Origin of the sequence: Paraburkholderia flava, assembly GCF_004359985.1 — a bacterium.
Classification (GTDB): domain Bacteria; phylum Pseudomonadota; class Gammaproteobacteria; order Burkholderiales; family Burkholderiaceae; genus Paraburkholderia; species Paraburkholderia flava.
On sequence record NZ_SMRO01000002.1, the window covers coordinates 2,121,066 to 2,143,127 of the forward strand.

Sequence of the window (22,062 nt, forward strand, 5' to 3'; positions counted from 1 at the left end):
CGGTCAGCGTTTTTTACGTGCCTGCGGCTTCGGTGCCGGCCGCGGCGCGGACTTCGACGCGGCACCGCGCTTCTTCGCAGCGCCGCGCGCATCGCGCGCTTCCTTCACCGCGACCGTCTGCGCAGGCGCCGCCTTCTTGCGACGACCGCCTTCGGCAGGCGGCAGCGAACGCACGCGCGGACCGCCTGCGTCGAGCGCCGACTTGTCGACGTGCACCGGACGCGATGACGGCGCCTTCACCGGTGCATCGCGCACGAGCCGGAAATCGATCTTGCGCGCGTCGAGATCGACGCGGCTCACCTGCACGCGCACGCGATCCGACAATCGATAGCGAATGCCCGTGCGCTCGCCGCGCAGTTCGTTCTTGATCTCGTCGTACTGGAAGTAGTCCGAGCCGAGTTCGGTGACGTGCACGAGCCCTTCGATAAACAGCGCGTCGAGCTGCACGAAAATGCCGAACGACGTCACGCCGCTCACCATCCCGCCGTATTCCTCGCCGAGCTTGTCGCGCATGAAGTAGCACTTGAGCCACGCTTCGACGTCGCGCGACGCTTCGTCCGCACGACGCTCGTTCGCCGAGCAGTGCAACCCGAGTTCTTCCCAGATCGCCGTGTTCTGCCGGCTGCGGCCGCGTTTTTCGTCGTCGGACTTCTGCATCGCGCGGGCGCGCGGCGACAGTGCGGTGTTCAGCTCGACGCCGTCCGGCGCTTCCGGGTTGTACTTCTTGCCCTGCAGGATCGCGTAGATCGCGCGGTGCGTGAGCAGATCGGGGTAGCGGCGGATCGGGCTCGTGAAGTGCGCGTACGCCTCGTAGGCAAGCCCGAAGTGGCCGATGTTGTCCGGACTGTAGACGGCCTGCTGCATCGAGCGCAGCAGCATCGTCTGCAGCATCTGCGCGTCGGGCCGATCGCGGATGTGCGCCATCAGCGCCGCGTAATCGCTCGCGTGCGGCGACTCGCCGCCGCCGAGCGCGAGACCCATGCCGCGCAGGAAGGTACGCAGGTTCTCGAGGCGCTCGGCCGTCGGCCCTGCGTGCACACGGTACAGGCCCGGGTGCTTGTTGCGCTTCATGAAGTCGGCCGCGCAGACGTTCGCGGCCAGCATGCATTCTTCGATCAGCTTGTGCGCGTCGTTACGGGTGCGCGGCACGATCTGTTCGATCTTGCCCTGCGCGTTGCAGACGATGTACGTCTCGGTCGTGTCGAAATCGATCGCGCCGCGTTTCTGGCGCGCGGCGAACAGCGCCTTGTACACGCCGTTCAGATTCTGCAGATGCGGCAGCAACGCGGCCCGCTTCGTCGCCTCCGGACCCTTCGTGTTCTTCAGCACCGCCGCGACTTCGGTGTACGTGAGCCGCGCGGCCGAATGCATGACGCCGGGGTAGAACTGATAGCCTTTGATCTCGCCGCGCGCGGTGACGATCATGTCGCACACCAGCACGCAACGATCGACGTGCGGATTCAGCGAGCACAGTCCGTTCGACAGCTTCTCGGGCAGCATCGGGATCACGCGACGCGGGAAATACACCGACGTGCTGCGTTCGATCGCATCGGCGTCGAGGCCGCCCTTCGGCTGCACATAGTGCGACACGTCGGCGATCGCGACGATCAGCCGGAAGCCGTCGCCACGTCCGACAGACGTCGGCTCGCAGTACACGGCATCGTCGAAGTCGCGTGCGTCTTCGCCGTCGATCGTGACGAGCGGCACGTCGCGCAGATCCACACGATGACGCAGATCGACCGGACGGACTTCGTCGGGGAGCTTCGCGGCTTCGTCGAGCGCGGCGCGGCCGAACTCGTACGGCACGCCGTACTTGCGCACCGCGATTTCGATTTCCATGCCGGGGTCGTCGATATCGCCGAGCACTTCGGCCACGCGACCGAGCGGCTGCGAATGACGGCTCGGGAAATCCGTCAGCTCGACCACGACCACCTGGCCGACCTTCGCCTTCTTGGTGTTCTGCGTGACGAGGATGTCGTGGCCGATGCGCTTGTCTTCCGGCGCGACGATCAGCGCGCCGTTCTCGTTCAGCAGCCGGCCGATCACGCGACGGTTCGCGCGGTCGGTGACCTCGACGATATGACCTTCGGGCCGTCCGCGCCGGTCATAGCCGACGATCCGCGCGAGCACGCGATCGTTGTGCATGACCTTCTGCATCTCGCCGGTCGGCAGGAACAGATCGTCCTGACCGTCGTCGCGCACGAGGAACCCATAGCCGTCGCGATGCCCCTGCACGCGGCCCGCGACGAAATTGGACGGATGGGTGAGCTGGTAGTGGCCGCGCGGATCGAGCCGGATCTGGCCGTCGCGCTCCATCGCTCCCAGGCGCTTGAAAAATCCTTCGCGCTCCTGGCGCTTGATCGACAGCGCTTCGGCGATGTCGTTCGCGGCAAGCGGCGTTTCGCTCGTGCGCAGCACGCCGAGGATTTCCTCGCGGCTCGGAATCGGGTACGGATATTTGCTCAAGGGCTTGTCGATGATTTGTTCTCGTTGCGTGGACGTCGTGGCGAGATGACGCGGTGCATTGCCGGGCATGGACCGGGGAACGTCCCCGCCAGCCTGTCGCCTGCTGCAGCCGCGAACCCTGAAGGCCGCGAGCCAGTCCCGAAGGACTTCTGCGGGGCATTCTAACATCCGTCCCTGGCGCCACGCGGCACCATCCGTCGCGATGAACGGGCGGCTGCCGCCACGCAGTGCGCGGCACGCGAAACGCTTGACAGCATTCGATCGGCCGCTATAATTGCGTTCTTTCCTGCAGGGCGCGCTGAAAACAACCGGCGAGCAAGCAGAAAGAAGAAGTAACAAGACACCTGCCCAGGTGGCGAAATTGGTAGACGCACTAGGTTCAGGTCCTAGCGGTGGCAACACTGTGGAGGTTCGAGTCCTCTCTTGGGCACCAGACATCGGAAAGCCGCCTTCGGGCGGCTTTTCTTTTTGGCGATTTCGTTGCGCGGGCGATAGCCTGCGGTTTCGTCGAAGCAGAATGCGCTTTCAACTTTCAATTGACACGCTCTATCAGCCCGCTACAATAGCGGTCTAGCCTGAAGCATGCCCAGGTGGCGGAATTGGTAGACGCACTAGGTTCAGGTCCTAGCGGTGGCAACACCGTGGAGGTTCGAGTCCTCTCCTGGGCACCATGCAAGATCCAGAGACTGCTACGCAGATCTTCTGAACACAAAATAAGCCCGCTACCGCGGGCTTTTTTGTTTCTCACGCTCCAACAGCGCTGACTCCCCTTCTCGCCTACCGGGTCGCCAACGTCGACAACCCCTGCAACGCTCGAAAAGCATTCTCGAAATGTTCGACGAGAGGCAACGACGGATCCTGCACCCACGTTTGCAAGCCATGTCCGGTGACGGCCATGCCGGTCACAGCGGCGAGGCCCGCAAGCGCAGGCTCGACCTCGCGACGCCGGAGGGCCTCGGTGATGGTCCGCGTGATCGACGCCGTTTTGGCCAGCTGACGCTCCTGCAATGCGGGCGTCTGCGCGATCACCGCGTGCACCGGCTCGGCGAATGGAAGGTTCTCCTCGAACATCGGCGCGAGCGACTGGAACGCCCACACCACCACCTCTAACGGTCCGAGCTCAGGCGGCGCCCCGGCAATCGCGGTGTCCAGCCTTGCATGCAACTCGGCCTCGTTGAACAGCACCTCCCGCTTGTCAGGAAAATAACGGAAGAAGGTCCGCTCCGTGACGCCCGCGCGCGCCGCGATTTCGGCCGCCGTAGTCCCGTCGTAGCCTTTCTCGACGAATAACTCGATCGCAGCCTCCTGCATCCGGCGACGCACATTTCCTTGATCTTTCGGCACAGCTCACACCCTCAATTGTCAGTGACTGACATAAAATCTATAATCAATGTCAGTCACTGACTATAGCCCATCTGGAGGACTCCATGACCGCCGGGAAAATGAGAACGGTCCGTTATCACGGATATGGCGAGCCCGCCGACGTACTTCGGCTCGAAGAGGTGCCGATACCCGCGCCCAACGCCGGACATGTAGCGGTACGCGTTCATGCGTGTGGACTGAACCCGGCGGACTGGGCGCTCTGTCGGGGGTTTTCTGCCCGACAGCTGCCATCCGGTATCGGGCTGGATGTATCGGGCGTTGTCACGGCTGTCGGGGAAGGCGTTTCCGACGTTGCCGTGGGCGACGCCGTGTTCGGTCCGTCCGACTTCCAGAACTATCCGACCGCCGGCGCGGCCGATTACGCGATCCTCTACCACTGGGACCGGCTTCCTGACGGGCTGTCGCATGTCGAGGCCGCAGCGCTGCCGATGGTCGTCGAGACGGCAGCCCGCTACCTCGCCTGGGCGGGTCTCAAGAAAGGCCAGACGGTCCTCATCAACGGAGGCGGCACGATGGTCGGTTTCGCTGCCGTTCAGATGGCCCTCCTGCAGGGTGCCCGAGTGATCGCGACGGCCGGCGAAACCTTCGCGGACCGGCTGCGCGAGATGGGCGTCCTGGTCGCCGCGCATGGCGACGGAATGGTGGAGCGAGTCCGTGTGCTGGTTGATAAATCGCCGGACGTTATCGTGGATGTGGCACCCGTCAACCTGAAAGCGCACGCTGCCAGCGCGCTACCCGACCTGATAGAGATCGCCGAAGGAGATCCCACGCGAATCATCACGGTCACCGACTTCGAAGGTGCCGCGAAGACCGGCGTGCGGACCGGCGCGGAGAACGTCCAATCTGAAGGCGGCTTCAAGCTTCGCTGGGATGTGCTCGGCGAATACGGGCAACTGGCGGCGAGCAAACGTTTCTTTATACCGGTCACGCGGACCTTTGCGCTGGAGGACTGGCGCGAGGCACTCGATATCAGTCTGGCTGGTCGCGCTCGCGGCAAGCTCGTTCTGGTGCTTCGCGATTGAGCTGGCTCGTGCTCGACAGCATAATCGCCGACCAGATCACGCGACGATCATGCAGACGCCACCATCGACATCACTTATGCGGATGACACTCCCAGTTGTTATACGTAGGCGGATTGATCGGCGTAAGTCCCGGGATCATAAAAACGGTACACGTGAAGCGACGACCTTTACCGGTCGTCGCGTCGTAGTTGACCTGCTGCCCGCCGAGCGCATTCTTCTGCCCGTACTCGATGTTCGCGATCGTGATCTCATCCGATGAAGCGAGTCCGAGTGTCTTCGCGGTAGAGGTCTGAACGTCGATCATGTTCATTTGCGTCGTGCCGCACGCCGACAGCAACACACCTGTGACGGCCACTCCGATCGCGGTACGGATTGCGTTGTGCATTTGCATGGATACTCCTGTTTTTAGCAGCACGGCCGAAATCGCGATCGTCCCATTACCGCCGTTGAATTCGAACTGCGGCGAGACAGAACGACGCATCGCTCTGCCCCGCACCACGTTTCACGAACCCGGCGTATAGAAGCTCACTTGCAGGATTTCGCCCACGGTGCTGTCCTTGTACAGTTGCCAGATGAGCGCCATGACACCCGATGCGTTCACGGCCAGCGAGGGCTCGGTCGCATCCTGCGGTTGCTGACCGAACAGCACAGGCGTACCCCACGCACCGTTCGTGTAGCGGTTAGCGACGATGTCAATAGAATTCGAGGCACTCGTGTCCTGCCAGGCCACCGTCGCATTGCCGGTTGCGTCGACAGCTACGCGGGGCTGGCTATTGTTCAACTGGTACACATGCGCGGTCATCTGCTGCGTGGTCCCCCACGCACCGTTCGCATCGGTCACGTTGGCCCGCAGCGTGCCGTCGGGCATGATCCACGTCACGGCGGCGACACCCTGGTCGTTCATCGCAAGTTGCGGGTAATAACCGTTGTCCGCCGTGTCGACGAACGGCATCACCGGCAATGCGGCCTGCCAGCCCGTGCCCGCGACATAGCGTTGCGACATCGTCGTGGTGTGCGCCCCGTTACTGTCGATGTCGACCTCGCCCCATACCAGCATGAGGTCGCCCTTCGCGTCCATGCCGGCCGCCGGCGCGAAGACCGCTTTACTTCCTGGGCTGCCTGCTTCGAGTACCACCGGGTTCGCATTGGCCCAACCGTTCGACGGATCGTAGGTTGTCGTCCACAACGCCGATTGCGTGTTGTCCGACTGCTGCCACGCGAGCACCGCATTGCCCGACGACGTCACCGAGAGATTCAACAAGCTGTTATGGATGCCCTGTCCGCCGACACCGGTGACCGCGCCTGGGCCCGTCTGCACAGGCTGCACGATCTGCGCGGGAGACGACCACGTGCCCCCGACCGTATAGCGGCTCGTGAAAACACGCGTATCGGACACGTCGGTCTTCTGCTCCCAGGCCACGGTCGCATTGCCCTTTCCGTCGATCCCGGCTGTCCACGAAAAGCTGGTCTCGTTCGGGGACAATTCCACGGCCGTGCCCCATCCGCTCACCGGATCGTAGGGTCGCGCCCATAACCCGTACCCAGTGCCCGCAAGAAACTGTTGCCACAGTGCCAGCGCATGACCGTCGGCGCTGCCGACCAACTGTGGCGCGCTGGTGCCGGGTGCATTCATGGCGTTGGCGCCATCGGACGTATCGACGCGTACCGGTGTCGCCCAGCCGGTACCGGGAACATAGCGGCTCGACCACATCTCGTTGCCGAGGCTTCCGCTGGGACCATTAGTCATCCATAACGAAAGCGCATTTCCCTGTGCATCGACGGTCACCGCAGGCAGAAATTCAGGACCCTTGCCGTCAACGGCGGCTCCCGCCGACCAACCCGCCTTGACGCTCGTGCCGCCCCCAGGATTCGCGGGATTGCCGGTACCGGTCGTCGTGCCGCCCGACCCCGTAGCGGCATTGCCGGAAGACTTCGACACGTCGTCGCCGCCACATGCGGACAACGCAAGGCAGGCTGCAATGGCAACCGCTGCGATGGATTTCATGGTTATCCCCAGAAAAAATGTCATGCCTGTGCGCTGTCGAATCGATATTGCAATCGATATCGCGGCGCCTCCCCTCACAACGACTGAATCCATTCGGGTGCGATTCACACCAGCGCAAAGACGTGCGCCGACAGCGCCGCGCACGATTGCGCTGCGAGTGGCGACTCCGATGGATAAACCTGCGATTGGGCGAGCGACTCAAGAACGCTCGACGATCAGACCGTCTCGCCCTGGTTTTAATTGACGTGGCGCTCGCTATAAACGCAGCGGCCGGCCATTCACGCTGACGGCTGTCTGCGGTGATCGATCACTGCCCCTCTCCCAGAGCCCGATTCGCGTAGCGCGTATATTGCTGTTGAAGATATTTTTCAAAATCGCGACCGATATGCCGTTAATCGATGGCCGATTCTAGGTCGCACCGGATTAGCGATGGGTGGCGCTGCGTCTCTAAATGGGTGGACTTTTGTTGCAGTACGCGCTCGCTGCTCTTTTACTTATATGATCGCGTTGCGTTCCGTTTGGGGTACGTAAAAACCCCGGTTATTTAATGTCGGTAGTCAAACGACAATGCGGTCGCGTCCCGCGCGATGCGCAAGCCGTTTTTATCGAGTACGCCTCTACAGGAGCCGCAACGTGCATGATCTTTCTCCGTTGAGCGTGCGCCGTTTTTCGACCGACTCGGCGCCCGTCGCCGAGCGCTTCGACGCGTGGGCGGCCTACAGCACCTATTGCGATTTCATCGCGACGTACGAGTCCGATCTTCCGTTCGACGCGCATCGCGAATTTGTCCGGATCGGTCCGCTGATTCTCGCGAACCGCACCTGGGAGCATCCGGATCAATCGATCTCGTACGACGCGAAGCGCACGCCTGCACGCATCCGGGCGGATCGTCGCGACTTCCATAGCTTCACGCTACAGCTGAGCGGCACCGCCGGACTGCGATCCGATTCGTTCGGCAATCTCAAGCAACCGGGCGAGCTTTATCTGCTGGATTTTGCGTACCCGTTCGAGCGCGCGCTTACGCCGGGAAGCGAAATCTCGCTGTCGGTTCCGCGAGAATTGCTGCCGTCCGATACCGAACGATGGCATGGCCAGTCGATGACACACGGGGTCGGTTCGCTGTTCGGCAACTATCTGTCGCTGCTGCACGGCTCGATCTCGCGGCTCACGGCAAGCGACATCCCGCATGTCGCCGAGGCGACGATCCAGCTGTTGATCGCGAGCCTTCAGCCCGAACGCGAAACACTGCGCGCCGCCGACGAGCCGATCCGCAACGTACTGGTTCACCGCGTGCAGCGCTATATCGACGATCATCTGCTGCAGCCCGACCTGAGCCCCGACAGAATATGCAAGGACGTCGGGCTATCGCGTGCGGGGCTCTACCGGCTGTTCGAGAACGTGGGCGGCGTGATGCGTGAAGTGCGTCGCAAACGTCTGTATCGGGTGCATCAGGTGTTGTCGTCGGCAGGTCGGCCGAAGGAGCGCATCAGCGAAATCGCGTGGCGTCACGGCTTCACCGACGAGAAATATTTCAGTCGGATTTTCAAGGCGGAATTCGGCTATACGCCACGTGAGACGCCCGAACAGCAACAGCAATCGCACGAGACCGACGATTGAACCGCTATGGCGTGACGCTTGTTTAAGCCGCGCGTTCGGAGCGTTGGCCAGCCAGCTCCGGCAAGCTGTCCGCCAGCGTGTCAAGCATCACTTCCCGCAATCGCGCGGCCGCCGGCAGTAGTGACCGGCCACCGTCGTGCAGCGACACAGCGAGACTCGGCAACCCCTGCGGCAAACGCAGCGCGTCGCTAACGATATTCACCCGATCGGGCAAGCCGATCGCCGTACGCAGCGTCACGCCGAGCCCCGCCTCGACCGCGGCCCACAACCCATGCAGACTCGGACTCGTGAACGCGATCCGCCACGGCAGACCGGCATGGTCGAGCGCCGCGAGCGCATGCTTGCGGAAAAAACACGGCGCCTGATACATCGCGAGCGGAATGGGCTCGCCTGCGGTCCACAACGTGTCGATCGACAGCGGACCGATCCAGTGCAGCGGCACCATCCCGACTGGTTCGGCATCCTTGCGAGTATCGTTGCCGAGCGAGAGGACTAGATCCAGGTCGCCGTTGTCGAGACTCGCAAGCAGGCTCCCGTTGCGATCCACTACCGCTTCGATCCGTACCGCCGGATGCGCGCGCTTGAAGCGGCCAAGCACTGCAGGCAGCCAGGTCTCGGCGAAATCGGCGGGTAGACCGACACGTACCTGCCCGTCGATCGCAAAGCCGCGCACCGCTGAAACAGCTTCGTCGTTGAGATCGAGAATCCGGCGCGCGTACGCGAGCACGATCTCGCCGGCCGCGGTCGGCACGAGCCCTCGTCCCTGCTTCTGGAACAGCGGCTGCCCCATCTGCTCTTCGATCTTGCGAATCTGCTGGCTCACCGCCGACTGCGAACGTCCGAGCCGGTCCGCCGCGCGATTGAAGCTGCCGAGCTGCTGCGCGGTCACGACCGTGCGCAGGACATCCATGTCGAGGTTGATGCGGCTCATGGTTCAGTTTTTCGGATAAATCGTTTAAGAATTATCGAATTTTCTTGCCATTCTAAAGCGCTTATCGTGAGTCCATTCGGTTTTTTCAGGACGGACCGCGTGACGCCGCAGACGATACGCCTCTATGGCGCAACGATCGCCGCCGCCAAGGTCGGCACGGGCTTTTTCTTTCTCATCAACACGTGGCTGATCATCGAGATCACGGGTCGTCCGTCGAGCGCGGCGATCACGCTGGTCATGACGATCCTGCCTAGTCTGCTGCTGTCGCCGGTCATCGGCGTGGCAGTGGATCGTAGTCAGCCTGCGCGTCTTGCGTGGCAAGCGGAAGTGTTCCGCTGGCTCGTGCTGGTGAGCTATGGCGGCCTCTACGCCGCAGGTTATGCAACCGCGCCGCTCGCGTACGCAGTCAGCTTCCTGATCGCACTCGGCAACGAGATTCAGACGCTCGCGTGGCGCGCGGCGCTCGTGCGTGACGCGAACTCGGAGCAGATGTTCCGGCTCAATGCGTTGACCGTCGTCACCGGACAGACCGGGCAGATACTCGGCGCGGCCGCGTCCGGCCTGGTGCTCGCGGCGATCGGCGCAGCTGCGACGATCGGCGTGGCGAGCACGACCTACCTGCTGTCGGCGATCTTCGGTTTCGCGGTCGCGCGTCGGATGCGCGCGGTGGCGATGCCTGCGAGCGCGCCCGCAAATCAGACACGCACGCATCTCAGCGATCTGCGCGACGGAATACGCCATATCGCACAGCGCCCCGCGATCGCGTTCTTCTACGGACTCATGCTCGCCAATCTGACCGTGATCTTCGGCATCAACGCGATGCTCGCGCCGTTCGTGCGCGAAGAACTGCATCTCGATGCCGCCGCGTTCGGCAAGATCGACGCGGGCTACGCGCTGGGTGCGATCGTCAGCGGCTTCTTCGTCGTGCGGCTGGCCGACTGGCTCGGCCGGCGCACCGTGCTGATGCTGGCGCTCCTCGTCGCTGCGCTGAGCCTGCTGGTGTTCGCGCAATGCCACGGACTGGCCGTCGCGTTCATCACGTACGTTGGTCTCGGCATGAGTTTCCAGAGCAGCGTGATCGCGTTGAGCGCCGCGCAACGTGCGACCGATCCGCTGTATCAGGGCCGCGTGAGTGCCACGTTCAACGTGCTCAACGGCGTCGCTGGTCTGGTCGTCTACGCAGTCGTCGCGATGAGTGCCGGACATCATCTGTATCGGCAGCTTTATCTGTGGCAGGCCGCGTCGATGTTGATCCTCATTCCGGTCGTCGTGCTGGCGAGCCGGCGTGAGGGGATCGGCCGGCTGCTACGACCCGAGCATCCCGTGCTCGCCGCCGACGTCGAGACCGCTTCATCGTCGGCATGAATGCGCCGCATCAGGCAACAACGCGTTTTCCCGTTCACCTTTAAGGATGCTCTCGAAACATGAAACCCCATACCCTGTTGAAAGCTGCGTTAGTCAGCACGTTCTGCGTGACCGCATCGTTCGGTGCATCAGCCGCACGCGCGGCCGGTCCGATGATGACGATCGATCCATCGCTCGTCGGTACGTGGAAGCTGGTCGCCGCCGACGTCCTTCATCCGGACGGCACACGAGGCCGCGACTTCGGCGCCGCACCGGCCGGGCTGCTGATGATCGACCGCGACGGCCGCTATACGTTGCAGATCTACAAGACCGAGCGTCCCCGCTTCGCGTCCGGCGACAAACCCACCGGCACGCCCGACGAATTCAAGGCCGCCGTGATGGGCACGAGTTCGCATTTCGGCATGGTCAGTGCCGATACAAAGGCCGGCACGCTGACGTTCTCGATCGAGAAGTCGCTGTACCCGAACTGGGAAGGCGATCGACAGGTGCGCCACTACGAGCTGAAAGACGATGAACTCAGCTATCGCGTGGTGCCGCGCCCGAACGGCGACGTACCGATCTCGGTGTGGAAACGGGTACGGGCAATGTGATTCCGAGGTTCGGTTTTCCCGAACCTTTACTTCCGGATTCCATGGTTTTTCCGATGTGCTTCATCGCGGACACTGAGTGCTCTTCAACAGCGCGGAGCACTTCCGCAAACCGGGAACATCATGCGAACCTATCCCCGCAACAGCCCGCAAGCCGCCGCACGTATCGTCGCGCTCGTCCTGATCGCGGACGGTCACGTCGACCGCTACGAAGATGCGGTGCTCGAAAAACTCAACATCAATCGCGAACTCGGGCTCGGGCCTACCGAGTTTGCGTGGATCGTCCAGACGCTGTGCGAAGACCGTTCGATTGCGCACGCGCCGTCGATGCCGGTCGCCGCGCATGCCGACAGCGCGACGCTCGACAGACTGCTCGCGGAAATCGACGACCCGGTCCTGCGCCGCAAGACCATGCGTCTCTGCGTGGCGGTCGCAGCGGCAGACGACTACCTGGCCGACGGCGAAATCGCGACGCTCGCCGCGATACTGAGTGCGTGGACGTTGCAGCCGGCACCCGCCACGCCGTCACGCAACGCGTGGCCGGCCGCCCGGCAGGTTCAGGCCCGTGCAGCCGCCACCACCCTGGAGGCCAATGCGTGATGCTGGCCGCGCCGGGAGCGGATCGCGTGAATCTCTTCGGACACGCCTTCCGCCCGGCCGATCCAGCGCAGTCCGCGCAGCAACGCCAGATCGCCGGCACCCATCTCCGCGAGCGGAAACACGCCTAAGCCACGTGCTGCGAACACGGCCATCAACGCGCTGTCCTCGAACTCGCCGGCGATCCTTGGGCGGATCCCGGCGGCTTCGAACCAGCGATCGAGCCGCGCGCGCAACGCGCTGTGCGCGGTGGGCAGCAGCACGGGCACGTCCGCGAGACTTTCCGGAAAATGCGCCTGCACGGATTTCCGCGCAAACGCAGCCGGACCGTACCAGTCGACCGGCGACCCCGTCAGCCGTTCGCTAATGAGCCGCAGATCCGTATCGTGCGGCGCAGGCCGGCACGCGAGCACCAGGTCGAGCCGGTGCAGCGCCAGCTCCGACAGCAGCTCCGCGTGCTCCCCCTCGTGACACAGCAGCCGTAGCGACGGCGTCCCCAGTATCGGTTCGAGCAGCGTATGCGCGGCGAGCTTCGAAATGCCGTCGGACAGACCGATCGCGAGACGTGCAGCGCTTTCGCCTTCCGTGTCGCGCATTTCGTCGAGTAACGCTTCGCCGAGGTAGAAAATTTGCTCGGCGTGGCTGAATGCGGTCTCGCCGGCTTCGGTCATCTTGACGCCCCGTCCCGCCGGTTTCAGCAACTGCCGCCCGATCGATCGCTCCAGTTCGCGCACCTGCGCGCTGATGGTCTGGACGGCCATGTCGAGCCGGTCCGCCGCGCGCGCGAACCCGCCCTCCTTCACGACGATCCAGAAATAGTAGAGATGGCGGTAGTTGAGCATGTGTTGGGGTTCCTGGAACGTTCCTGAAAAACCGATGTGTTGCTTCGATTATCACTGATTTATTCGAAACGACAATCCGGCAATCATGACGGAACCGTTCGACGTGTTCTCACCTACCGACTCTCGACTTTCCCATGGACTATCTACTCGCTCTTGCCTCCGACCCGGCCGCCTGGGCCGCGCTCGTCACCCTCGTTGCGATGGAAATCGTGCTGGGCATCGACAACCTGATGTTCATCGCGATCCTTAGCCGGAAGCTGCCGGAAGCGCAGCGCGCCCGCACGCAGCGCATGGGCATTCTGCTCGCGCTCGTGATGCGGCTTGGCTTGCTGGGCACCGTCGCGTGGATCGTGCAGCTCACGCAACCGGTCGTCACGCTGTTCGGCCACGGGTTTTCCTGGCGCGATCTGATCCTGATCGGCGGCGGCCTGTTCCTCGTGTGGAAGGCGACGCGCGAAATCCACTATCACGTCGCTCCGAACGATGCGACCGACGGCATGGCTGGGAAGGTTGTCCAGTTGACTGCGCTGGCCGCGATCAGCCAGATCGTGATGCTCGACCTCGTGTTCTCCGTCGACAGCATCATCACTGCGGTCGGGATGACCACGCACGTGCCGATCATGGTGATCGCCGTGCTGGCCGCCGTCGCCACGATGCTGTTCGCCGCGAAGCCGCTGGTCGGGTTTATCGATCGCAATCCGACCGTCGTGATGCTCGCGCTCAGCTTCCTGCTGGTGATCGGGATGACGTTGATCGCGGACGGTTTCGGCTCGCACGTCCCGAAGGGCTACATCTACGCGGCCATGGCGTTCTCCGCGTTCGTTGAAGGGATGAACGTGCTGGCACGCCGCGTGAAGGAGAAGCGGGTTGCCGATGTCGGTTAATCGCAGGTTCGCGCAGGTTCGCGCAGGTTCGAATAAACCGAAGTGATCGATCGTGAATCACTGGTTTTTCAAAGGCGGGTGGGTCGTTACATTGACTGCTCACCCCTTCCAGTTTTAAAAGGAGCCAGCAACATGAAATGCCCAGTCTGCAAAACAACCGATCTGACGATGACCGAGCGCCGGTCGATCGAGATCGATTACTGCCCGACCTGCCGCGGCGTGTGGCTCGATCGCGGCGAACTCGACAAGCTGATCGCGCTGGAAGCCGAACAGTCCGATAGCGACCCGCGCCGTAACGTGCGCCGCGATGACTACGACGATCGTGAACGTGATCGCGACCACGATCGTCGCTACGAAAGCGGACGCAAGTACGACGACGACCGCTCCGGACATCGCGGGTACAGGAAGAAGCGTTCGTTGTTCGATATGTTCGACTTTGATTGATGTTCACGGTGACCGGAGGCGCGTGCCACGTTGGCGCGCCTCCGACACCATTCGAGCCCGCTACGTCATCTAAACTCCTCCGGCACGATCCTCAACTTCCTTAGCTTGTCGTAAAGCGTCTGCTTGGGCAGCCCCAACGCCTTCGCCGCAAGCGCGGTATTCCCCTGATGACGTTTCATTTCCTCACCGATCATCACGCGTTCGAACTGCTCCACCTGTTCCGACAGACTACCGAGCACACCGTACCGGCCCGCGGCAGAAGTCAGACGCTCATTGATCAACCCCAGCACGAAACGGTCCGCCGTATTGCGCAGTTCACGCACGTTTCCCGGCCAGTTATAGGACATCAACTCCGCGAGCTGAGCGCGGTCGAGCACCGGCGCCGACAGCTTGAAGCGGTTCGCGGCGAGCAGCGTGAAGTGCTCGAACAGCAGCGGAATGTCTTCCCGCCGTTCGCGCAGCGGCGGCAATTCGATAAACGCAACACCAAGGCGATAATAAAGATCGAGGCGAAACTTCTGCTGATCGCTTAGCACCTTGAGGTCTTCTTTGGCAGCCGCGATCACGCGACAGTCGACCGCAATCTGCCGGTTCGACCCGACCCTTTCGATACTGCGTTCCTGCAACGCACGCAGAAACTTGATCTGAACCGCGATCGGCATGCTTTCGATTTCATCGAGAAAAAGCGTGCCGCCGTTCGCATGCTCGAACTTCCCGACGCGCGCGTGCGTCGCGCCGGTAAACGATCCCGCCTCGTGGCCGAACAGTTCGCTTTCCGCGAGCGATTCCGACATGCCGCCGCAATTTAGCGGCACGTAGTTCGCGTGACGTCGATCGCTATAGTCGTGCAGGCAGCGCGCGACGAGATCCTTGCCGGTGCCGGTCTCGCCGTAGATCACGACGTCGGCGGCCATGTCGGCGAGACGCAGCAGCGTAGTGCGCAGGCGCTGCATCTGCACCGAGACGCCGAGTATCGCGCCTTCGATACCGTGAAAATTTTCTATCTGGTCGCGCAACGCCTGCATCTGCAGCATCAGTTGCCGCTTCTCGACCGCGCGCCGCACAACAGCCACCAGATGGTCCGACGAATAAGGCTTCTCGATGAAGTCATATGCGCCTTCGCGAATCGCCTTCACGGCCATCGAAATGTCGCCGTGCCCCGTGATCAGGATCACCGGCAAGTCCGGATCGATCGCGCGGATTTCATTCAGCCATACGTTGCCCGGCATCCCAGGCAGTTTCACGTCGCACAGCACGACGAGCGGCGCACCGTGCCTGATACACGCCCGCGCGCTCTCGACCGTCTCGAAGCCGTCGACCTCGAATCCGGCCAGCTCCAGTGCCTGCGTACTGCCCAGCCGCACGTCGGCCTCGTCATCGACGAAGATCACCCGTATCGCTAGTGGTTCGTTCATTGGGATGGATCTCCGGTAACACGGCGATAAGGCAGCCGGATCCTGAAGCAGGCCCCGCCGCCGTCGATATTCGATGCTTCCAGTTGTCCGCCGAATTCGCGGACGATATGCGCCGAAATCGTCAGTCCCAAACCCAGGCCCTCGCCTGCCGGTTTGCTCGTGGTGAACGGCTCGAACAGATGCGGCAGAATGTCCGCGCGAATCCCGGGCCCGCTATCGACAACGTCGATCACGCAGATCTCGTCGATCCGCGCACTGACCCGAAGCTGCCGCATCGGTTGACCCGACATCGCATCAATCGCGTTGCCAAAGAGATTCACGAGAACCTGTTCGAGACGCGCGGCGTCGATCGATAACGTCAGATCGGCGGGATTCACCTGGACGTCGAACGCCACGTCTTTATCGCGCAGGCGCCCCGCCAGCAGCAATTGCGCATTGCCGATCGCCTGCCTGACCAGGATCGTCTGCTGCGCACCGCTATCGCGCGAATCCGTCGAACCGGGCAACTCCGGTTTGTGCGCAAAGGCCTTCAGTTGCCGCGTCAGATTCCCCAACCGGTCGACGAGATGCACGACGCGTTGAAGATTGCGCTGCACGTCGTCGAGGCGACGGTTCTCCAGCAGTACGCATGCGTTATCGGAAAGCGTGCGCAACGCGGCCAGCGGTTGATTGAGTTCATGCACCATGCCCGCGGACATCTGACCGAGCACCGCCATCTTGCCCGCATGCACAAGCTCGCCCTGCGTGACGCGCAGATCGGATTCGACCGCGCGTCGTACTTCGACTTCCGAACCGAGCCGGGTCACCGCGTCGCGCAACTCACGGGTCCGCTCGCCCACTTTTGTCTCGAGACTGTCGTGTGCCGCCTGCAACGCAGCCTGGCCGGCCAGCTTCTGTCGAAAGGCCCGCCGTCGCTGCGCGGACACGATTGCAATCAGCAGCAGCACCGCTGTGCCGAGCGCGGCGGTCAGCGCGAGGAGCGCCGCGTTCGTGCGCACCGGTGCCACCTCGTCGAGCACGATCAACCTCCACCCCGCCTGATTCACCACATGTTCGGTCGCGAGCCACTCGTTGCCGACCAGTTGAACCAGTGAAGCACGCAGGCCCAGATGTTCTTTCGTCAGCCAGCCGAGCGGCATCAACGACGCGTTGCCGTAGCGTCTTGTCGCCACGATCTCCGCGCGCACCCTGGCCGACAGCGGCTGCAGCGGCCGGAACATCCATTCGTCGCGGGAAGACAGCATCACCACGTCGCTCTGATCCACGAACAGCACGACACCCGGCAGACTTTTCCATTCGAGCGCGCGCCTGCCCACGTCGACCTTGACGATAATCACGCCGCGCAACTGACGGCCGTCGTACAGCGCATAGGAACGGTAGTAGCCGGCCCGGCCGCTCGTCACGCCGATGCCATAGAAATTGCCGCTACCGTGCAGCAGTGCATCTTTCACGTAAGGCCGGAACGAGAAGTCGATGCCGATCGGCGTGCTGGCTTCCTGCCAGTCCGACGCGGCGATTGCGACGCCATCGCGGTTCAGCACATAGATCGCGGACGCGCCAACGGTTTCGCCGACCTGTTCCAGATAGCGATTCACCGATCCGCGCAGATGGGGATCGGCGGGCGACGCGAGCAGCGCGAGTACATCCGGTGTCATCTGCAGCAGCGACGGCAGATAGTCGAGCCGCGCGAGATCGCCGTGCAGTCCGGCACTGACCATCTCGAGCCGCTGCCGGTTGTCCTCGCGCATCCGCTCGAGACCCGCATGCACCGCGCTTACGTAGGCAATCGCCGCGACGGCCGCAATGATCAGCGCGTAGACGCTCCACCAGCGCGTCCGACGCCAGATCGCGCGGCCCCGGCTTCGAATCGTCGGTGCCGGCTTTATCGCGTCCATCGAAACCCACCGAGGGTGGCGCGATGCAAGCCGTGCGTGACCGCCAACTCTGCCGGCGTGGTCGTGTGCATCATCGAACGTTCTCCTCCACTGCAGCCGTCCGGCGTCGCACGCGCTCACGATACGCTCACCCCGCACTCACCGGTCCGCTACTTTCCCGCTGATCGTCCGGGCGAGGCCGACTGCAGCCCTTCGGACATGCCGATCAGCACGCCGCTGACCAGCGTCGCGTAGCTGTCCATCATGATGCGCGCCGACTGCATGCCGCTGGAGCGTCCATCGCGCACGACCTTGCGCGCCTGGTCCATCAACTGCTCCAGCGAAACGCGGGACTGCTCTCCCGTATTCGTGCCGCCGACCTTCGCGAGCACCTGTTGCCACTGCTTCTGCAATGCGTCGTCTCCCTGCCGCGCGGCGGTCGTCACGGCGTTGAAGAACGTCTCTTCCATCGATTCAAGCCCCTTCAACGCCGCGCTCATCTGTTCGCTTTCGATGCGCACACCCTGCTCGACGAACTGCTCCAATGCCTTGCGCTGCGCCTGCACCGCCTGCAGCAGCGCGGCATCCATCCCACTGAACGCTTCACCGAGAAACTTTTCCACGCTCGCCGGGCTCGCGTCGCTCTGCGCGGTGCCGGTCGACACCGCCTGGGTCACCGCGCCCAGCGTCTTGCGGATATTCACGAGCGTCAGTTCGCGCTGCTGCAACGCCTTCAACGTCGTCTCGCGAACCGTGTTTCGCAGCGCCTCGCCCTGCGACGAAGTCGCTTTCGCAAACAGCTTGACCAGTGCTTCCTGATCGATTGCAGATGCAGTCATTGTCCGAATCCTCTCACGATGAAACCATAATGTCGCGGGACGCCGGGAATACCCTGGCGTCCTCGTATAAACGTGTGCAGCCCTGTGTGCCGATGCCCCCGGAAACAGCCGGTCACTGCATGTGCTGGCCTCCGTTGATCGCGATGTTCGCGCCGGTCACGAACGCGGCTTCCTCCGAAGCCAGATAGATGATCAGGCCCGCGACTTCTTCCGGTTTGCCGAGACGGCCCACCGGAATATTCGGCAGGATTTTCGAGTTCAGCACTTCTTCCGGGATCGCCGTCACCATCTTCGTGCCGATATAGCCGGGAGAAATCGTGTTGACGGTCACGCCTTTTTTCGCGACCTCGAGTGCGAGCGCTTTCGAAAAACCGTGCACGCCGGATTTCGCCGCCGAATAGTTGGTCTGGCCGAACGCGCCCTTCGAGCCGTTCACCGACGACACGTTGATCACGCGTCCCCAGTTGCGCTCGACCATTCCGTCGGCGACCTGCTTGGTCATGTTGAAGAGACTGTCGAGATTCGTGCGCAGCACCGCATCCCAATCGACCTTGTTCATCTTCTTGAACGTCATGTCGCGGGTGATGCCGGCGTTGTTGACCAGGATATCGACCGGCCCGAGTTCCTGCTCGACGCTCGCCACCGCGCTCGCACACGAGTCGTGGTCAGCGACGTCGCACGGCACCGCGAGAATGTCGTAGCCGTCTTCCTTCATCTTCGCGAGCCATTCGCTGTACCGGGAGTTCGAGGGTGAGTACGTCACCGCGACCTTGTAGCCGGCGTCGGCCATCTTGATCGAAATCGTTTCGCCGAGGCCGCCCATTCCGCCCGTTACCAGCACTACGCGTGTCTGTGTCATGTTTCGTCTCCTTGTTGTTGCTGCTCCACTGCGTTGCTTACCGCCGTTTGCTCATGCCCGCTCGACCGCCAGCGCCACACCCATCCCACCGCCGATACACAGCGACGCGAGTCCCTTGTTCGCGCCGCGACGTTTCATTTCGTGCAGCAGCGTGACGAGAATCCGGCAACCGGATGCGCCGATCGGATGCCCGATCGCAATTGCGCCGCCGTTGACGTTGACCTTGCTCGTGTCCCATTCCATTTCCTGATTCACCGCGCACGCCTGCGCCGCGAACGCTTCATTGATCTCGAGCAGATCGAGATCCTGCGCAGTCCAGCCCGCGCGCTGCAGACAGCGGCGCGACGCGGACACCGGCCCCATCCCCATGATGCGCGGGTCGAGTCCCGCCGATGCGTACGCGCGAATCACCGCGAGCGGTTGCAGTCCGAGCGACGCAGCAGTCTGCGCATGCATCACGACGACCGCGGCCGCACCGTCGTTCAGCCCCGACGCATTGCCCGCAGTGACGCTGCCCGCCTTGTCGAATGCAGGCCGCAATCCGGCGAGCAGTTCGGCGTTGGTCTTGCGGTTGACGAACTCGTCGGTGGCGAACATCAGCGGCTCGCCTTTTTTCTGCGGAATCGCCAGCGGCAGGATTTCATCGTTGAAGCGGCCCGCGTCCTGGGCTGCGATTGCTTTCTGCTGCGACGCGAGCGCGAGCGCGTCCTGCATCTCGCGCGTGACGCCGTACTGCTTCGCGACGTTCTCCGCCGTGGTGCCCATGTGGTACTGGTTGTAGACGTCCCACAGGCCGTCGACGATCATCGTGTCGACCAGCTTCGTGTCACCCATCCGGAAGCCGTCGCGCGAACCCGGCAGCACGTGCGGTGCCGCGCTCATGTTTTCCTGGCCACCGGCTACGACGATGTCGGCATCGCCGCACTGAATGGCCTGCGCCGCGAGCATCACGGCCTTGAGGCCCGAGCCGCACACCTTGTTGATCGTCAGGCCGGGGACCGTGTTGGGCAGACCCGCCTTGATGACCGTCTGACGCGCGGGGTTCTGGCCCGCGCCCGCGGTCAACACCTGCCCCATGATCACTTCGCTGATCGCGTCGCCGGGAATGTCCACCCGCGCAAGCAGCTCCCTGACGACGTGCGCGCCAAGATCGGTGGCGGCGATTTTCGCCAGTGCGCCGCCGAATTTACCGACGGCGGTACGTCCGGCGGCAACGATAACGATATCTGACATGTCGACCCCTCTTCGATGAATGGAAATGGAACATCCGCGCGACGCTGCTATGCCGCTTTCTCTTTCACGTACCGGCCCGGCGCGGCCTCGATCGCCGGATACCTCCGGCTGCCCGCGTTGACCGGCGCATCGATACGCGAGCCCGCATGCGTCGCGAGCCAGTCGCTCCAGTCGGGCCACCAGCTGCCCGGCACGCCCTGCGCCGCATCGAGCCACTGCGGCGGTTCGGCATGCACGGCACCGGTCCAGTAATTGCGTTTGTTCTTCGTCGGCGGATTGATGACTCCGGCGATATGGCCGCTCGCGCCGAGCACGAAGCGCGTCTTGCCACCGAGCAGATGCGTGCTCGCGTACGCGCTGCGCCACGGCACGATGTGATCCTCGCGCGACGCGTAGACGTAGGCAGGAACGTCGATCGCGTGCAGATCCACCGGCACGCCGCATTGCACCGTGCCGCCCGGCACGCACAGACGGTTCTCCAGATACGCGTTGCGCAGATACCAGCAGAACATCGGGCCCGGCAGATTCGTCTCGTCGCTGTTCCAGAACAGCAGATCGAATGCGGGCGGCGCCTTGCCCTTCAGGTAGCCGTTGACCACGTACGGCCAGATCAGATCGTTCGCACGCAGCGACGCGAACGTATGCGCGAGTTCACGCCCCTGAAGCAGTCCGCCGTTGCCGATCGTCCCTTCGCGCAGCGCGACCATCGCATCGTCGACCAGCAGCCCGATCTCGCCGGCGTCGCGGAAATCGAGCAGCGTGGTCAGCAGCGTGAGACTCGCGGCCCTGCGTTCGCCGCGCGCCGCGAGTACCGCCAGCGCACACGACAGCAACGTGCCGCCGATGCAGAAACCAAGCGTATTGATGCGTGCCGCGTCGCTGATCTCGCGCACCGCATCGAGCGCTTTCAGCACGCCTTGCTCGACGTAATCGTCCCAGCGCAGTTGCCCCTGAGCCTCCGACACGTTGCGCCACGACACGAGAAAAACCGTATGCCCTTGCGCGACTGCATACGCAACCAATGAATTTTCCGGCTGCAGATCGAGGATGTAGAACTTGTTGATGCACGGCGGCACGATCAGCAACGGCCGCTCGTGAACGGTCGGCGTGGTCGGCGCGTACTGGATCAGTTGCATCAGTTCGTTTTCGAACACGACGCTGCCCGGTGTGCGCGCGAGGTCGCGCCCGACGTCGAATGCATGTTCGTCGGTAATCGACATGCGTCCCTTTGCAAGATCCTGAAGATACAGACGCATCCCATCGACGAGACTCATGCCGCCCGATTCGATCGCGATCTTCACCGCTTCGGGATTGGTCGCCAGCGAGTTCGCCGGACTGAGTGCGTCCTGTACCTGGCGCAGCGCGAACTGCCAGCGGGCCTTCGTGCGCGCATCGACCGGAATCGCGTCGATCGCGTTGCGCAGATGCATCGCGTACATCAGATACGTGCGCCACGTGACGTTCGCGCGCGGATCGTTGTGCCACGCGTCGGCGGCGAAGCGCGCATCGGAAAGCCCGGCCGCATCCGACGGTTCCCAGAATGCGGCGGCCATCCCGCGCGCGGCCACGTCCGACCACGCCATCATCGCGCGCATCGGCGTGGCGCTGTCGAGTGTGCGCAGCAGATGCTGTTGTGCACCGAGCAGTTCGGCGAACCAGGCGGCGCTGTCCTTTGCGGAAGAAGTGTCGTCCATGGTCG

Annotated in this window: 19 protein-coding genes and 2 tRNA genes; 9 read left to right on the forward strand and 12 right to left on the reverse strand. The window is 63.1% G+C overall.

Annotated elements, in window-relative coordinates:
* Positions 1-3: 3 nt before the first annotated feature.
* Positions 4-2,466 carry a ribonuclease R gene (rnr, locus tag E1748_RS20950; RefSeq protein WP_133649053.1) on the reverse strand — a complete coding sequence of 821 codons (2,463 nt, stop codon included), beginning with the start codon at positions 2,464-2,466 and terminating at the stop codon, positions 4-6.
* Positions 2,467-2,812: 346 nt separating this feature from the next.
* On the opposite strand from rnr, the gene E1748_RS20955 reads away from it, so the two are divergent.
* A tRNA-Leu gene (locus E1748_RS20955) sits at positions 2,813-2,899 on the forward strand.
* A gap of 151 nt (positions 2,900-3,050) precedes the next feature.
* A tRNA-Leu gene (locus tag E1748_RS20960) sits at positions 3,051-3,137 on the forward strand.
* A gap of 106 nt (positions 3,138-3,243) precedes the next feature.
* Here E1748_RS20960 and E1748_RS20965 read toward each other — a convergent pair.
* Positions 3,244-3,810, reverse strand: a complete 567-nt coding sequence (locus E1748_RS20965; protein ID WP_240766707.1) for a TetR family transcriptional regulator — start codon at positions 3,808-3,810, stop codon at positions 3,244-3,246.
* 83 nt (positions 3,811-3,893) lie between these two features.
* Here E1748_RS20965 and E1748_RS20970 point away from each other — a divergent pair, with 83 nt between their 5' ends.
* Positions 3,894-4,871 carry an NADP-dependent oxidoreductase gene (locus E1748_RS20970; protein WP_133649054.1) on the forward strand — a complete coding sequence of 326 codons (978 nt, stop codon included), beginning with the start codon at positions 3,894-3,896 and terminating at the stop codon, positions 4,869-4,871.
* 70 nt (positions 4,872-4,941) lie between these two features.
* Here the strand turns inward: E1748_RS20970 and E1748_RS20975 are convergent, their stop codons facing one another.
* On the reverse strand, positions 4,942-5,262 hold the full coding sequence (locus E1748_RS20975) for a hypothetical protein (protein ID WP_133649055.1): 321 nt from the start codon (positions 5,260-5,262) through the stop codon (positions 4,942-4,944).
* A gap of 111 nt (positions 5,263-5,373) precedes the next feature.
* Positions 5,374-6,876 (reverse strand): hypothetical protein, encoded by a 1,503-nt coding sequence (locus tag E1748_RS20980; protein WP_133649056.1) that lies wholly within the window; start codon positions 6,874-6,876, stop codon positions 5,374-5,376.
* A 633-nt stretch (positions 6,877-7,509) separates the two neighbouring features.
* On the opposite strand from E1748_RS20980, the gene E1748_RS20985 reads away from it, so the two are divergent.
* Positions 7,510-8,493, forward strand: a complete 984-nt coding sequence (locus E1748_RS20985; RefSeq protein WP_166653597.1) for a helix-turn-helix domain-containing protein — start codon at positions 7,510-7,512, stop codon at positions 8,491-8,493.
* A gap of 22 nt (positions 8,494-8,515) precedes the next feature.
* On the opposite strand, the gene E1748_RS20990 is transcribed toward E1748_RS20985, so the two are convergent.
* The gene (locus tag E1748_RS20990; protein ID WP_133649058.1) at positions 8,516-9,424 is read right to left on the reverse strand and encodes a LysR substrate-binding domain-containing protein; all 909 of its coding nucleotides are present in this window, start codon (positions 9,422-9,424) and stop codon (positions 8,516-8,518) included.
* 99 nt (positions 9,425-9,523) lie between these two features.
* On the opposite strand from E1748_RS20990, the gene E1748_RS20995 reads away from it, so the two are divergent.
* The 3 genes from E1748_RS20995 to E1748_RS21005 all read left to right on the forward strand — a co-directional run bounded on the left by E1748_RS20995 (position 9,524) and on the right by E1748_RS21005 (position 11,976).
* Positions 9,524-10,789 carry an MFS transporter gene (locus E1748_RS20995; protein WP_166653598.1) on the forward strand — a complete coding sequence of 422 codons (1,266 nt, stop codon included), beginning with the start codon at positions 9,524-9,526 and terminating at the stop codon, positions 10,787-10,789.
* A 59-nt stretch (positions 10,790-10,848) separates the two neighbouring features.
* Complete coding sequence (locus tag E1748_RS21000; protein WP_420819335.1) at positions 10,849-11,379, forward strand: lipocalin-like domain-containing protein; 531 nt, start codon at positions 10,849-10,851, stop codon at positions 11,377-11,379.
* A gap of 120 nt (positions 11,380-11,499) precedes the next feature.
* Positions 11,500-11,976 (forward strand): TerB family tellurite resistance protein, encoded by a 477-nt coding sequence (locus E1748_RS21005; RefSeq protein ID WP_133649060.1) that lies wholly within the window; start codon positions 11,500-11,502, stop codon positions 11,974-11,976.
* Here E1748_RS21005 and E1748_RS21010 read toward each other — a convergent pair.
* A complete protein-coding gene (locus tag E1748_RS21010) occupies positions 11,934-12,815 on the reverse strand; it encodes a LysR substrate-binding domain-containing protein (RefSeq protein ID WP_133649061.1) in 882 nt (293 codons plus the stop codon). The two genes, E1748_RS21005 and E1748_RS21010, sit on opposite strands and share 43 nt — an antisense overlap.
* Before the next feature lie 134 nt (positions 12,816-12,949).
* Between E1748_RS21010 and E1748_RS21015 the strand changes: the two genes are divergently transcribed.
* Positions 12,950-13,699, forward strand: a complete 750-nt coding sequence (locus tag E1748_RS21015; RefSeq protein WP_133649062.1) for a TerC family protein — start codon at positions 12,950-12,952, stop codon at positions 13,697-13,699.
* Between the two features lie 132 nt (positions 13,700-13,831).
* Positions 13,832-14,143: a TFIIB-type zinc ribbon-containing protein gene (locus tag E1748_RS21020; RefSeq protein WP_166653599.1), complete on the forward strand. Its 312-nt coding sequence runs from the start codon at positions 13,832-13,834 to the stop codon at positions 14,141-14,143.
* 65 nt (positions 14,144-14,208) lie between these two features.
* On the opposite strand, the gene E1748_RS21025 is transcribed toward E1748_RS21020, so the two are convergent.
* From E1748_RS21025 to phaC, 6 genes are all read right to left on the reverse strand, one after another.
* Positions 14,209-15,558: a sigma-54-dependent transcriptional regulator gene (locus E1748_RS21025; RefSeq protein ID WP_133649064.1), complete on the reverse strand. Its 1,350-nt coding sequence runs from the start codon at positions 15,556-15,558 to the stop codon at positions 14,209-14,211.
* Complete coding sequence (locus E1748_RS21030) at positions 15,555-17,453, reverse strand: sensor histidine kinase (protein ID WP_133649065.1); 1,899 nt, start codon at positions 17,451-17,453, stop codon at positions 15,555-15,557. The genes E1748_RS21025 and E1748_RS21030 overlap by 4 nt, the downstream gene beginning before the upstream one ends.
* A 149-nt stretch (positions 17,454-17,602) precedes the next feature.
* A complete protein-coding gene (locus E1748_RS21035) occupies positions 17,603-18,271 on the reverse strand; it encodes a DUF6781 family protein (RefSeq protein WP_133649066.1) in 669 nt (222 codons plus the stop codon).
* Positions 18,272-18,383: 112 nt separating this feature from the next.
* Positions 18,384-19,130: an acetoacetyl-CoA reductase gene (phbB, locus tag E1748_RS21040; RefSeq protein ID WP_133649067.1), complete on the reverse strand. Its 747-nt coding sequence runs from the start codon at positions 19,128-19,130 to the stop codon at positions 18,384-18,386.
* 51 nt (positions 19,131-19,181) lie between these two features.
* Positions 19,182-20,363: an acetyl-CoA C-acetyltransferase gene (locus E1748_RS21045; RefSeq protein ID WP_133649068.1), complete on the reverse strand. Its 1,182-nt coding sequence runs from the start codon at positions 20,361-20,363 to the stop codon at positions 19,182-19,184.
* A 47-nt stretch (positions 20,364-20,410) separates the two neighbouring features.
* Positions 20,411-22,057, reverse strand: a complete 1,647-nt coding sequence (gene phaC / locus E1748_RS21050; RefSeq protein ID WP_240766709.1) for a class I poly(R)-hydroxyalkanoic acid synthase — start codon at positions 22,055-22,057, stop codon at positions 20,411-20,413.
* Positions 22,058-22,062 lie beyond the last annotated feature (5 nt).

Coding starts and splice junctions, on each gene's coding strand:
- E1748_RS20970 (WP_133649054.1), top strand. CDS start 3,894: ATGACCGCCGGGAAAATGAGAACGGTCCGTTATCACGGATATGGCGAG.
- E1748_RS20975 (WP_133649055.1), bottom strand. CDS start 5,262: ATGCAAATGCACAACGCAATCCGTACCGCGATCGGAGTGGCCGTCACA.
- E1748_RS20980 (WP_133649056.1), bottom strand. CDS start 6,876: ATGAAATCCATCGCAGCGGTTGCCATTGCAGCCTGCCTTGCGTTGTCC.
- E1748_RS20990 (WP_133649058.1), bottom strand. CDS start 9,424: ATGAGCCGCATCAACCTCGACATGGATGTCCTGCGCACGGTCGTGACC.
- E1748_RS21000 (WP_420819335.1), top strand. CDS start 10,849: ATGAAACCCCATACCCTGTTGAAAGCTGCGTTAGTCAGCACGTTCTGC.
- E1748_RS21005 (WP_133649060.1), top strand. CDS start 11,500: ATGCGAACCTATCCCCGCAACAGCCCGCAAGCCGCCGCACGTATCGTC.
- E1748_RS21010 (WP_133649061.1), bottom strand. CDS start 12,815: ATGCTCAACTACCGCCATCTCTACTATTTCTGGATCGTCGTGAAGGAG.
- E1748_RS21015 (WP_133649062.1), top strand. CDS start 12,950: ATGGACTATCTACTCGCTCTTGCCTCCGACCCGGCCGCCTGGGCCGCG.
- E1748_RS21020 (WP_166653599.1), top strand. CDS start 13,832: ATGAAATGCCCAGTCTGCAAAACAACCGATCTGACGATGACCGAGCGC.
- E1748_RS21025 (WP_133649064.1), bottom strand. CDS start 15,558: ATGAACGAACCACTAGCGATACGGGTGATCTTCGTCGATGACGAGGCC.
- E1748_RS21030 (WP_133649065.1), bottom strand. CDS start 17,453: ATGGACGCGATAAAGCCGGCACCGACGATTCGAAGCCGGGGCCGCGCG.
- E1748_RS21035 (WP_133649066.1), bottom strand. CDS start 18,271: ATGACTGCATCTGCAATCGATCAGGAAGCACTGGTCAAGCTGTTTGCG.
- phbB (WP_133649067.1), bottom strand. CDS start 19,130: ATGACACAGACACGCGTAGTGCTGGTAACGGGCGGAATGGGCGGCCTC.
- E1748_RS21045 (WP_133649068.1), bottom strand. CDS start 20,363: ATGTCAGATATCGTTATCGTTGCCGCCGGACGTACCGCCGTCGGTAAA.
- phaC (WP_240766709.1), bottom strand. CDS start 22,057: ATGGACGACACTTCTTCCGCAAAGGACAGCGCCGCCTGGTTCGCCGAA.